This window comes from Pseudomonas sp. S3E17, from assembly GCF_024168685.1.
GTDB lineage: Bacteria > Pseudomonadota > Gammaproteobacteria > Pseudomonadales > Pseudomonadaceae > Aquipseudomonas > Aquipseudomonas marginalis.
On record NZ_JALJWE010000001.1, the window covers coordinates 4,744,984 to 4,757,413 of the forward strand.

Consider the following 12,430-nt stretch of genomic DNA (forward strand, 5'->3'; position numbering starts at 1 on the left):
AGGTCTCGGTTAAAAGCAGTCACAAAAGAAAAAGGCTTGCCGCAGCAAGCCTTTGTAAGGAGGGCATCAAGCTTGCTGGCGATGCTTTTTTTCCAGCTTCTTCTTGATCCGGTCGCGTTTGAGCGTGGACAGGTAATCGACAAACAGCTTGCCGTTGAGGTGGTCGCATTCGTGCTGGATGCACACGGCCAGCAGGCCTTCGGCAATCAGTTCGAACGGTTTGCCGTCGCGGTCGAGGGCCTTGATCTTCACGCGCAGCGGGCGCTCGACGTTCTCGTAGAACTCCGGTACCGAGAGGCAGCCTTCCTGGTATTCGCCCATCTCGTCGGTCAACGGTTCGAACTCGGGGTTGATGTACACCCGCGGTTCGCTGCGATCTTCCGACAAGTCCATGACCACGACACGCAGATGCACGTTGACCTGGGTGGCGGCGAGGCCGATACCAGGCGCTTCATACATTGTTTCAAACATGTCATCGACCAGCTGACGAACCTTGTCGTCCACTACGGCCACCGGCTTGGCGATTGTGCGCAGGCGCGAGTCGGGGAATTCGAGGATGTTCAAAATAGCCATAAGCGTAATTGCTGCACATGTGAGGTAAAGGCAAATCGGCGGTGGGATGGACCCATACGGCCGGTGTGAAACGCCCGAAAGCCGCGAAGGCTGTGGCATTTCACGCGAACGCACATAATAAAGGAGATTCACCCCATGAGGAAATCGCTACTCGTCTTGCTGCTATGGGCCCCGTTCGCCATGGCCCTGCTTCCAGAGCCCGGCCCGCGGCTGGATCAAGCGACGCAACAGGCCATTCACTATTTCTTGTTACACAATCCCATTCTTAATACTACGACGTCCCAAGGGCTTTACCCCCCATTTCGAGACTGCCCCTCGACCGCAATAAATAGCCTGCTAAATAAGTTACCAACAGAGTTATCCACAGCTTGTTCCGGTCAAGGATGATCAGATGCTTTCGACAAACTGCAATGAAATTTCCCCTTCAGAACTGGAAGCCCGCCTACGCCTGCACAGGCTGCCGGAGGTAGGCCCGAAGCGTTTTCGGTTGTTGATCGAAGCGTTCGGCAGCGCTTCAAAGGCCATCAGTGCCCCGGCCAGCGCGTGGCGCTCCTTGGGGTTGTCACCCATCAGCGCCGATGCCCGCCGTAGCCATGAGATCCGCGACGGTGCCAGTGAGGCGTTGGCCTGGTTGGAACGTCCGGACCAGCATTTGCTGATGTGGGACCAACCTGAGTACCCGGCACTGCTCGCCCAGATAGATGACGCCCCGCCGCTTTTATTTGTCGCCGGCGACCCCGGGATCCTGGAAAAACCGCAACTGGCGATGGTCGGCAGCCGCCGTGCATCCCGTCCCGGCATGGACACGGCTGTTGCATTTTCCCGCAGCCTGGCGAGCGCCGGTTTTGTCATCACCAGTGGCCTTGCGCTGGGTATCGACGGTGCGGCCCATCAAGCCGCTTTGGATGTGGGGGGTCATACAATCGGTGTGCTCGGCACGGGTCTGGAAAATCTTTATCCACAGCGCCATCGACGGCTTGCGGCGGCGATGATTGCCCAAGGCAGCGCCGTGGTTTCCGAGTTTCCGCTGGACGCCGCCCCCCAGGCCGGTAACTTCCCCCGGCGCAACCGCATCATCAGCGGCCTGTCCCTGGGCGTGCTGGTGGTGGAGGCCAGCATGGCCAGCGGCTCGCTGATCACCGCCAAGCTCGCGGCCGAGCAAGGGCGCGAGGTGTATGCAATCCCGGGCTCCATCCATCATCCGGGGGCCAAGGGGTGTCACCAGTTGATCCGTGACGGTGCGATGCTGGTGGAAACCATTGAACACATCCTCGAAGGCTTGCGTGGCTGGCAGGCATTGTCGCGCCCGGCGCCGATGCCTGTGATACATCCGTTGGTGGCGCTGTTGCACGCGGCGCCCCATACCAGCGAAGCCCTCGCGCTGGCCAGTGGGCGGCCGTTGGCCCAGGTGTTGGCGACCCTCACGGAGTTGGAACTTGAAGGCCTGGTGATCTGCGAAAGCGGGCGCTGGCTTGCGCGTGGGCAGCTTTTGTAGCGGCCAGTTTTTTGGAACTAGGTTTTGTAAAGAAGATCGGTAAACTGCCCAGAGCTTTAGTCCGGAGAGTAAACAATGGTCAACAGGTGGCGTGTGCTGGAAGCCGCACGAGAAATTCGCGCAGGCGCGGTGATTGCCTATCCAACCGAAGCGGTCTGGGGCTTGGGTTGCGATCCCTGGAACGAAGAAGCGGTGGATCGGCTGCTGGCGATCAAGAACCGTTCGGTGGACAAGGGCCTGATCCTGGTGGCAGACAATATTCGCCAGTTCGACTTTCTGTTCGAAGACTTCCCGGATACCTGGATCGAACGTATGGCCAGCACCTGGCCCGGACCGAATACGTGGTTGGTGCCGCATCAGGATTTGTTGCCGGAGTGGGTCACCGGTGTGCACGACACGGTGGCGCTGCGGGTGAGCGATCATCCGCTGGTACGGGACTTGTGCGCGCTGGTGGGGCCGTTGATCTCCACCTCAGCCAACCCCCAGGGCCGCCCGGCAGCGCGCACGCGGATTCGCGTGGAGCAGTACTTTCGCGGGCAGGTGGATCTGGTGCTGGGTGGTGCCCTGGGTGGGCGCAAGAACCCGAGCCTGATTCGCGATTTGGCAACGGGTGAGGTGGTGCGGCCTTCCTGAGACCGCGTCGCACCGCCCCTCCCACATTTGAACTGTGTCCGTCATGGCAACCCAGTCAAATGTGGGAGCAGCGGTTGCCCCTAAGAAACCCTCAAGGCAACAGAATGGTCGACCCAGTGGTACGTCGCCCCGACAACTCTGTCTGTGCCTTCGCCGCTTCCGCCAGCGAATACCGCTGGTTGATATCAATGCGCACCTTGCCGCTCTTGATCATCGAAAACAGATCATCCGCCATCACCTGCAGGTTCGCCGGATTGTTGGCGTAGGTCGCCAGGGTCGGCCGTGTCACGTACAGCGAGCCTTTGGCCGCGAGTATCCCCAGGTTCACCCCATCCACCGCGCCCGACGCATTGCCAAAGCTCACCACCAGGCCACGTGGCGCCACGCTGTCCAATGAGGTCAGCCAGGTGTCCTTGCCGACCCCGTCGTAGACCACGGGCACCTTTTTGCCGTCAGTCAACTCCAGCACGCGCTGTGCGACATTTTCCTTGCTGTAGTCGATGGTTTCCCATGCGCCGAGGGATTTGGCCAGGGCGGCTTTTTCTGGCGAGCTCACGGTACCGATCAGCTTCACGCCCAGTGCCTTGGCCCATTGGCAGGCCAGGGAGCCCACGCCACCGGCGGCGGCGTGGAACAGGATGGTCTCGCCACCTTTGAGCTCATAGGTCTGGCGCAGCAGGTATTGCACGGTCAGGCCCTTGAGCATGGCCCCGGCGGCTTGTTCGAAGCTGATGTCGTCCGGCAGGTGCACCAGGTTGGCGGCGGGCAGCACGTGCAACTCGCTGTAGGCCCCGAGTGGGCCGCTGCCGTAGGCCACGCGGTCACCGACTTTAAATTGCGTAACTTCGCTGCCCACCGCATCAACCACACCGGCGCCTTCTGCGCCCAGCCCCGATGGCAGGGCCGGCGGCGCGTAAAGGCCACTGCGGAAATAGGTATCGATGAAATTCAGGCCAATCGCCTCGTTACGCACTCGAACCTGCTGCGGGCCGGGCTCTGCCGGTGTGTAGTCCACATATTCAAGTACGTCGGGGCCGCCATGGGCGCTGAACTGGATACGTTTGGCCATCTGCACTTCTCCTGAGGTCGAATTCGCGTAGCCCCCTATCGGACTCCTAAGCTTGATCTTCGTCAACTGCGGCGCTCCTAAGTGCAGTGCTGTCCAAGTGCAGTGGTATCCTGTGCGCCCATTTGCCGCCGACGCCCCACGGCTTCGCGTAGCTTTGCCCGATTCAAGGTGATGTCATGACTACTCGCACCGAGGCTGTCAAAGCCTACCTGCTCGACCTGCAAGACCGCATTTGCAGCGCCCTGGAAACCTTCGAGACGGACACTCGCTTTATCGAAGATGCCTGGACCCGGCCTGCCGGCGGCGGCGGTCGCACCCGTGTGATCGAGAACGGCTCGGTCATCGAAAAGGGCGGCGTTAACTTTTCCCACGTGTTCGGCAGCGGCCTCCCACCGTCAGCCAGTGCGCATCGCCCCGAGCTGGCCGGTCGCGGCTTTGAAGCCCTGGGCGTGTCGCTGGTGATTCATCCGCACAACCCACACGTGCCGACATCCCACGCCAACGTGCGTTTTTTCATCGCTGAAAAAGAAGGCGAAGAGCCGGTGTGGTGGTTCGGTGGCGGCTTCGACCTCACGCCCTACTACGGCAACGAAGAAGACTGCATTCACTGGCACCGCGTGGCCGAGCAGGCCTGCGCGCCATTTGGCCCGGACGTTTACTCGCGCTACAAGGCCTGGTGCGATACCTACTTCCACATCAAGCACCGCAACGAGCCCCGTGGTATTGGCGGCCTGTTTTTCGATGACTTGAACGAGTGGGACTTCGACACCTGCTTCGCCTTCATTCGCGCCATCGGCGATGCCTACATCGACGCCTACCTGCCGATTGTGCAGCGCCGCAAAGCCAGCGCTTATACCGAACAGCAACGCCAGTTCCAGGAGTTCCGTCGCGGCCGCTACGTTGAGTTCAACCTGGTGTATGACCGTGGCACCCTCTTCGGCCTGCAGTCGGGCGGGCGTACCGAGTCGATCCTGATGTCGCTGCCGCCCCAAGTGCGCTGGAGCTACGACTGGAAAGCCGAGGCCGGCAGCGAAGAAGCACGCCTCACCGACTATTTCCTGCAAGACCGCGATTGGCTGGGCATCGCCGCGCCCAAGGCGGCTGTTTGATGGATCGTTATGTGGTGTTCGGCAACCCCATCGGCCACAGCAAGTCGCCGCTGATTCACCGTATGTTCGCCGAGCAGACCGGCGAGCAACTGGACTACAGCACCTTGCTCGCGCCCCTGGAGGATTTCACCGGCTGTGCCCGTGAGTTTTTCCAACAGGGCCGAGGTGCCAACGTCACCGTGCCGTTCAAGGAAGACGCCTACCGCCTGGCCAACAGCCTCACCGAACGGGCACAACGCGCCGGGGCGGTGAACACCTTGAGCAAACTGGCCGACGGTACGTTGCTCGGCGACAACACCGACGGCGCCGGCCTGGTGCGCGACCTGACGGTAAACGCCGGCTTGAATCTGCAAGGCAGACGCATCCTGTTGCTGGGCGCGGGTGGCGCGGTAAGGGGTGCGTTGGAGCCGTTGCTGGCTGAACGGCCCGCTTCGTTGATCATCGCCAACCGCACCGTGGAAAAAGCCGAATTGCTCGCCGAGCTGTTCGACGACCTGGGCCCGGTGTCCGCCAGTGGTTTCGACTGGCTGCGTGAGCCGGTGGACGTGATCATCAATGCCACGTCCGCCAGCCTGTCAGGCGATGTACCGCCGATTGCCGGCAGCCTGATCGAACCGGGCAAGACATTTTGCTACGACATGATGTACGCCAAGGAACCCACCGCGTTCTGCCGTTGGGCCAGTGAGCAAGGCGCAGCCGTGGCGATGGATGGCCTGGGCATGCTGGTGGAGCAGGCGGCCGAAGCGTTCTTCCTGTGGCGCGGTGTGCGCCCGGATTCGGCGCCGGTGTTGGCTGAACTGCGCCGACAGTTGGCGCAGTAATCAATCTTCAAACTGGATGGGGCATTTATCGGCCCCCTCCAGTTTTTTCAACTCTTCCACTACCTGCGGCCTGGCGCGGCGCAATGTCAGGCTACGGCCCAGCCCGCTTAAACGACGCGCCTCCTGGTGCAGCATCTCCACCCCGGAATAGTCGATAAAGTTGATCTGCTGCGCCTCGATCACCACCCGCTCACCCTGCAAGCTTTGCAGGCGCACTTGCAGGTAATGGCTGGCGCCAAAGAAGATCGACCCTCCGACGCGCAACACATCCTCTCCCCCATCACGCCATTGTTGAACCCGTGGCTGCGACGTGCGCTTAAGGTAGAAAAACAACGAGGCCAACACCCCCGCATAAATCGCCGTTTGCAACTCCAGCAACAAGGTGGCGACACAGGTCAGGCTCATCACTACGAACTCTGCGCGGCTCACGCGGAACAACGCACGAATACCCCGACGATCCACCAGGCCCCAGGAAATCAGCAAGATGCTGGCGGCCATGCTCGGGATCGGAATATGTGCGATCAATGCAGCGCCAAACAGCGCAAACAAGGCCACCCATACTGCGGAAAACACCCCGGCCAACGGCGAACAGGCACCCGCCTCATAGCTGAGGCCGGAGCGGGTGAACGACCCTGCCGACAGATACCCGGAGAAAAATCCGCCAACGATATTGGATAAACCCTGGGCGCGAACTTCCTGGTTGGCATCGAGCAATTGTTGCGAACGGGCCGACAGCGAACGGGCAATCGACAGGCTGGTCACCAGCCCCAGCATGCCCACCGCAACGGCGCTGGGCAGCAGGCGCAGGATCATGTCCGGATCCAGCGGCAACGGGCTGAACGGTGGCAGCTTGCCGATAAACGAACTGACCAGCGCCACATGTCCGAACATCGTCGGCCATAGCCACGTTGCCAGGCTACCCAGGGTCAGTGCGATCAGTAGCGTTGGCCAGCGAGGCACAAGGTATTTGAGCAACGCGCCCAACAGCAAAGTACCGAGCCCAAGGGCAAGGGAGGCGTGGTCCCACTCGCCAGCGTGGTCGATCAGCGCCAGCAGGCTATTTATCGCTGTGGCCTGGCTCGGTAAATCCAGGCCCAGCAGGTTGGGCAGCTGCCCAAGAGCAATCACCACGGCGGCACCGAGGGTAAAACCCAGCACCACCGAATGCGAGACGAAGTTCACCAGCGCGCCAAAGCGCAGCATGCCCAGCAGCCACTGGAATACCCCGGCGAGGAATGTCAGCAACAGGATCAGGGTGATGTAGTCCTGAGACCCCGGCACGGCCAGCGGACTGACGCTGGCGTACAGCACGATGGAAATCGCTGCCGTGGGGCCACAGATCAGGTGCCAGGATGAACCCCACAGGCAGGCGATCAGCACCGGGATGATGGCGGCATACAGACCGTACTCCGGTGGGAGACCGGCGATCAGCGCGTAGGCAATCGACTGGGGCAGCGCGAGCACGGCGCCGCTGAGGCCGACCAGCGCGTCACGGCTCACAGTGGCTCGGGTTTGACGCGGGAGCCAGCTGAGGAAGGGGAAGAGTGTATGGCGGTTGGGCCGGGGCATTTATAACTCGGCTGAAAAGGTTTGACTCAGGGTATCAGTACACACTGGTCCTTGTGGGAGGGGGCTTGCTCCCGATATAGGTGGACCCGTCTAAATCTCTCTGACTGGCACTCCGCTATCGGGAGCAAGCCCCCTCCCACATTGGAATAGCGCAAGGCCCTAGAGTTTGGCTTTTACTGCCGGCAACGCATCCTGGCCATCCACTGTTTTCACGCCGTCGAGCCATTTGTCCAATACAGCCGGGTTCGCCTTGATCCACGCCTTCGCCGCGTCGGCATTGCTGACCTTGTTGTTGGCCACCTCAGCCATGATGCTGTTCTCCATCTCCTGGGTGAAGCTCAGGTTGGTCAGCAGTTTGCCGACGTTAGGGCAGGCCTGCGCATACCCTTTGCGGGTCAAGGTATACACACTGCCGGTATCACCGAAGTATTTCTCGCCGCCTTTGAGATAGTGCATTTTCAGTTGCACGTTCATCGGGTGTGGCGTCCAGCCGAGGAAGGTGACGAAACGCTGTTTCTTCACCGCCCGTGAGACCTCGGCGAGCATCGCCTGTTCGCTGGACTCGATCAGCTTCCACTGGCCCAGGTCGAAGTCATTCTTCTTGATGATCTCCTGCAGCGAGATATTTGCCGGCGCGCCGGAACCGATGCCATAGATCTTCTTGTCGAACTTGTCGGCGAATTTGTTCAAGTCGGCAAAGTCATGCACCCCGGCATCCCACACATAATCCGGCACGGCGAGGGTGAACTCGGTGCCGTCGAGGTTCTTCGCCAACTGCACCACATCGCCGTTGGCCACGAATTTGTCGTAGAAGCCCTGCTGCGCCGGCATCCAGTTGCCCAGGAATACATCCACCTGGCCGTCCTTGAGCCCGCCGAAGGTGATCGGCACCGCCAGGGTGTCGACCTTGGCCTTGTAGCCCATGCCGTTCAGCAGGAAACCGGTAATGGCGTTGGTCGCGGCAATGTCGCTCCAGCCTGGATCGGCCATCTTCACGGTCTCACAGCGGGTGTCCGCATACGCATTGGCGCTACTTAGCACCAACATGCCCACTACTGCAGTTAACTTTTGCATGGCCTTCCCTCTGTACTTATTGGTTTTGGCAGGGTTGTGGATAACGTGCCTTGCGCTCCAGGTCGTCGAGGTCGATATGGTTGCGCATGTATTGCTGACTGGCGTCCACCAGTGGCTGGTGATCCCAGCTCTTCAGCTTGCCCTGGGTCAGCGCCTCGAACACCAGGCGACGACGGCGTTGGCTGGCGAGTACCTGCTGGTGGATCGCCGGGATGTCCCATTTGGCCCGCGCCTCATTCAAAAACGCCTCGAACAGTGGCCGGTGTTCCGGTGACTGGCTGAGGTCTTCCCGCTCGTGCGGGTCGTTGTGCACATCGAACAGTAGACAAGGGTCGTCTTCGCTGTAGATGAATTTGCAGGCACCACGGCGAATCATCATCAATGGGCTGATGGTGCCTTCGGCCATGTATTCGCCAAAGACTTCGTCATGCCCGCCCTGCCCCTGCAAGTGCGGGACCAGCGAGCGACCGTCCAGTGGCAGGCGCGGGTCCAGCTCGCCGCCGGCCAGCTCCACCAGGGTGGGCAGCAGGTCGGCGGTGGACACGGCCTGGGTCACCCGGCCCGGCGCAAATTGCCCCGGCGCACTGACCAGCAGCGGCACGCGGGCGGCCATTTCAAACCAGTGCATTTTGTACCAGAGGCCGCGCTCACCGAGCATGTCGCCGTGGTCGCCGGAGAAAACGATGATCGTGTCGTCGGCCAGGCCGGTGTCTTCCAGGGTCTGCAGCAGCTTGCCGACATTGCTGTCGATGTAGCTGCATGCGCCGAAGTAGGCGCGGCGGGCGTCGCGAATTTTATCCACAGGCAGCGGCTTGTCCCATAGGTCATAGACCTTGAGCAGACGCTGGGAATGCGGGTCGAGATCTTCCTGGTTCGGCGTTGCGGGCAAGGGGATGTCGTTGTCGTCGTACAGGTCCCAGAATGGCTTGGGAATGGTGTACGGGTCGTGGGGATGGGTCATCGACACGGTCAGGCAGAACGGCTGGTTACCGTCTTCGCGGATGTGGTCGAACAGGTACTGCTGGGCCTTGAACACCACCTCTTCGTCGAAGTCCAGTTGGTTGGTGCGCACGCACGGGCCGGCTTGCAGCACCGAGGACATGTTGTGGTACCAGGTGGGGCGTACGTCCGGCTCATCCCAGTTCACCGCCCAGCCATAGTCGGCGGGGTAGATGTCGCTGGTCAGGCGTTCTTCATAGCCGTGCAATTGGTCGGGGCCGCAGAAGTGCATCTTGCCCGACAGCGCGGTTCGATAACCCAGGCGCCGCAGGTAGTGGGCATAGGTCGGCACATCGGCGGGAAAATCCGCCGCGTTGTCGTAGGCGCCGATCTTGCTCGGCAATTGGCCGCTGACCAGGGTGAAGCGTGAGGGCGCGCACAGCGGGCTGTTGCAATAGGCCGCGTCGAACACCACGCCCTGTGCGGCGAGGCGGCTCAAATTCGGCAACTTGATCGGAGAAGGTCCGTAGAACGGAAGCAGCGGCGCGGCCATTTGATCGGCCATGATGAAAAGAATGTTCTTGCGCTTCATGGGTCTTCGGCATTCCATAGGCGGTGTTTATGCGAATGAGCATGCAGTCCATGAAAAATGGGGTAAAGCCCATGACGAGCAATGTCTAGGATAAGCACAGCTTATGTATGAAGCCCTTGGAGACCTGTCCCTCGACCTGCTACGCGCATTCGAGGCGGCCGCGCGCCATCGCAGCTTTACCGCCGCTGCGATGGAGCTGGGCACCACTCAGCCGGCGATCAGCCAGCAGATCAAGCGCCTTGAAGAACAACTGACGATCCGCCTGTTTGACCGCATCTATCGGGGCATCGAACTGACCGACGCCGGCGCCCTGCTGTTCGAGCATGTGCAAGGCGGTTTGCAGAGCATCAACCAGGGCCTCAGTGTGATCACCCAGCAGGACCAGCACGAAGTGCTGCAAGTGGCCACAGACTTCGCGTTCGCCGCCTACTGGCTGATGCCGCGCCTGCATCGCTTCCACGCCGCCAACCCCCAGGTGGACGTGAGCCTGGTAACCAGCGAGCGCAACCACGCGACACTGCGCAGCGACATCGACGTGGCGGTGCTGTTTGGCGATGGCCGTTTCAAGCAGGGCGACAGCCTGTGGTTGTTCAACGAGGAGGTATTCCCGGTGTGCAGCCCGCAATGGCTCAAGGAGCAGGCCAGGCCTTTGACTGTGCACACCTTGCCCGACTACCCGTTGCTGCACCTGCGCCAGGAAAACAACAGCCAGTGGTTCGACTGGAGTGGCGTATTCCGCGAGCTGGGCATCACCGCTACGCCCACGCCCGGCCAGCTGCGATTCGACAACTACACCTTATTGATCCAGGCAGCGATTGCCGGCCAAGGGGTGGCGATCGGCTGGCGCCATTTGGTGGATAACCTGCTGGAACAGAACTGGTTGTGCCGACCGATCAGCGACACGGTGATTTCGCGCTTTGGCTATTACGTGGTGCAGCCCCAGCGCAAGCGACGTGGACAGTTGGTCGAACGTTTCGTCGACTGGTTGCAGGCAGAACAGGCCAGCAGCGCGCAGTCCCTGACCGGACTGGCCCTGCCGTCGATTGCGGTCTAGGATTTGCCGCACATTGGATCCGGAGTCCGTCATGCAACGTATCAAGGGTTACCACGCCCATATCTACTTTGACGCCAGCACCATCGACCAGGCGCGCACCCTATGTGAAGACGGCGCGAAATTGTTCCCGCTGCGCATGGGCCGTGTGCATGAACGGCCCGTAGGCCCGCACCCGGACTGGAGCTGCCAGCTGGCGTTCGATGCCGAATACATTGGCGTGGTGCTGCCGTGGCTGGCGCTGCATCGCAATGGGCTGGTGGTGTTCCTGCACCCTGAAACCGGCGATGAGCTGAAGGATCACACCGATCACGCGATCTGGATGGGTGCGATGCGCGAGCTGGATCTATCGGTTTTTTAACCTCTCTTTATCAGATAAAACCTGCTTCTTCCCGCAGTAAAAGGCGAGGAAGTTGTAGGATTTATCTTGTTTCGTCTCACTATATGGGACTGTTATTTATATATTGAGATATTGCAGGCCATAGGTTTATATTCGCCCATCTGCTTTTTTCAGCACCCACTCATTTCAGGTGAAGCGATGCAGGCGCAATTGATCGCGCTCGATTGGGGGACCAGCTCCCTTCGTGCTTATAAACTCGGGCCCGCAGGCGTCGTGCTGGAACAGCGCTCGCTGGCGTCGGGCATCATGCATTTGCCCAGTGAGCCCCGGGACATCGGCGGTGTGCACTGCAGCGATGGCTTCGAGTTGGCGTTCGATGCGGCATGCGGCGACTGGCTCGACGCCCAACCCCATCTTCCGGTGATCGCCTGCGGCATGGTCGGCAGCGCCCAGGGCTGGAGCGAGGCGGCATATCGCAATACGCCGGTCGACGTCGCCAGCCTGGGCCAGGCGTTGCACACGGTGCGCAGCCTGCGCGGCGTCGATGTGCATATCGTGCCCGGCGTGATCGAGCAGGTCGGTTTGCCCAATGTGATGCGCGGTGAAGAAACCCAGGTGCTGGGTGTGCTGCAAAGCCTGTCGGCCAACGGTGAAATGTTGATCGGCCTACCCGGCAGCCATTCCAAATGGGTCGAGGTGGTGGAAGGTTGCATCACCCACTTCGACACTTTCATGACCGGTGAACTGTTCGCGGTGCTGAGCAAGCACAGCCTGCTGGGGCGTACGCAAAAGGTATCCGCGCAGTTCCAGGCCGAGGCTTTTGATCGCGGCGTTCAAGTGGCGCTGTCGAACGATGGCCAGCGCGGCGTGCTGTCGACCTTGTTCAGTGCGCGCACCCTTGGGCTGACTGCCGAACTTACCCCTGAGCAGCAGCCCGATTACCTGTCCGGCCTGCTGATCGGCCATGAACTGGCCGGTTTGCCAGCCAGTGCACGGCTCGTCCCCATCATCCTGGTGGGCGCTGGCCCGCTTTGCGTGCGCTACCAACGCGCCCTCGCCCTCTGCGGTTTCGCCCACGTCAGCCTGGCGCAGGAAGCGACCGAGCGCGGCCTGTGGCAACTGGCAGTGGCCGCCGGGCTCACTCAACCTGCAACGGAGGCCTGAC

At 61.0% G+C, this 12,430-nt stretch carries 12 protein-coding genes and 1 pseudogene; 8 read left to right on the plus strand and 5 right to left on the minus strand.

The features are described 5' to 3' along the window. Positions 1-66 precede the first annotated feature (66 nt). Positions 67-573 (minus strand): peptide deformylase, encoded by a 507-nt coding sequence (def, locus tag J3D60_RS21440; RefSeq protein ID WP_005783383.1) that lies wholly within the window; start codon positions 571-573, stop codon positions 67-69. A gap of 135 nt (positions 574-708) precedes the next feature. Here def and J3D60_RS21445 point away from each other — a divergent pair. From J3D60_RS21445 to J3D60_RS21455, 3 genes and pseudogenes are all read left to right on the plus strand, one after another. Further along, positions 709-846 (plus strand): annotated as a pseudogene (locus J3D60_RS21445) (peptidoglycan-binding protein); the annotation flags it as partial. A gap of 118 nt (positions 847-964) precedes the next feature. Beyond that, positions 965-2,068 (plus strand): DNA-processing protein DprA, encoded by a 1,104-nt coding sequence (gene dprA, locus J3D60_RS21450; protein ID WP_253492700.1) that lies wholly within the window; start codon positions 965-967, stop codon positions 2,066-2,068. Between the two features lie 75 nt (positions 2,069-2,143). Beyond that, the gene (locus J3D60_RS21455; protein ID WP_027608149.1) at positions 2,144-2,701 is read left to right on the plus strand and encodes an L-threonylcarbamoyladenylate synthase; all 558 of its coding nucleotides are present in this window, start codon (positions 2,144-2,146) and stop codon (positions 2,699-2,701) included. Positions 2,702-2,792: 91 nt separating this feature from the next. Here the strand turns inward: J3D60_RS21455 and J3D60_RS21460 are convergent, their stop codons facing one another. Further along, positions 2,793-3,770: a quinone oxidoreductase gene (locus tag J3D60_RS21460; RefSeq protein ID WP_065937897.1), complete on the minus strand. Its 978-nt coding sequence runs from the start codon at positions 3,768-3,770 to the stop codon at positions 2,793-2,795. 176 nt (positions 3,771-3,946) lie between these two features. Between J3D60_RS21460 and hemF the strand changes: the two genes are divergently transcribed. Then, positions 3,947-4,879 carry an oxygen-dependent coproporphyrinogen oxidase gene (hemF, locus tag J3D60_RS21465; protein WP_065926822.1) on the plus strand — a complete coding sequence of 311 codons (933 nt, stop codon included), beginning with the start codon at positions 3,947-3,949 and terminating at the stop codon, positions 4,877-4,879. Further along, positions 4,879-5,700, plus strand: coding sequence for a shikimate dehydrogenase (gene aroE, locus J3D60_RS21470; protein ID WP_253492701.1), 822 nt, complete (start codon positions 4,879-4,881; stop codon positions 5,698-5,700). The genes hemF and aroE overlap by 1 nt, the downstream gene beginning before the upstream one ends. Here aroE and J3D60_RS21475 read toward each other — a convergent pair whose 3' ends face one another. The 3 genes from J3D60_RS21475 to betC all read right to left on the minus strand — a co-directional run bounded on the left by J3D60_RS21475 (position 5,701) and on the right by betC (position 9,874). Beyond that, a complete protein-coding gene (locus J3D60_RS21475) occupies positions 5,701-7,269 on the minus strand; it encodes a SulP family inorganic anion transporter (protein WP_253492702.1) in 1,569 nt (522 codons plus the stop codon). Positions 7,270-7,428: 159 nt separating this feature from the next. After that, positions 7,429-8,343: a choline ABC transporter substrate-binding protein gene (gene choX / locus J3D60_RS21480; RefSeq protein ID WP_065937893.1), complete on the minus strand. Its 915-nt coding sequence runs from the start codon at positions 8,341-8,343 to the stop codon at positions 7,429-7,431. 16 nt (positions 8,344-8,359) lie between these two features. Further along, positions 8,360-9,874: a choline-sulfatase gene (betC, locus tag J3D60_RS21485; RefSeq protein WP_065937892.1), complete on the minus strand. Its 1,515-nt coding sequence runs from the start codon at positions 9,872-9,874 to the stop codon at positions 8,360-8,362. A gap of 103 nt (positions 9,875-9,977) precedes the next feature. On the opposite strand from betC, the gene J3D60_RS21490 reads away from it, so the two are divergent. The 3 genes from J3D60_RS21490 to J3D60_RS21500 all read left to right on the plus strand — a co-directional run bounded on the left by J3D60_RS21490 (position 9,978) and on the right by J3D60_RS21500 (position 12,429). Beyond that, on the plus strand, positions 9,978-10,928 hold the full coding sequence (locus J3D60_RS21490; RefSeq protein WP_065937891.1) for a LysR family transcriptional regulator: 951 nt from the start codon (positions 9,978-9,980) through the stop codon (positions 10,926-10,928). 31 nt (positions 10,929-10,959) lie between these two features. Next, positions 10,960-11,286, plus strand: coding sequence for a DOPA 4,5-dioxygenase family protein (locus J3D60_RS21495; protein WP_027608141.1), 327 nt, complete (start codon positions 10,960-10,962; stop codon positions 11,284-11,286). Between the two features lie 177 nt (positions 11,287-11,463). Next, on the plus strand, positions 11,464-12,429 hold the full coding sequence (locus J3D60_RS21500) for a 2-dehydro-3-deoxygalactonokinase (RefSeq protein ID WP_065937890.1): 966 nt from the start codon (positions 11,464-11,466) through the stop codon (positions 12,427-12,429). The last annotated feature ends 1 nt before the right edge of the window (position 12,430 follow it).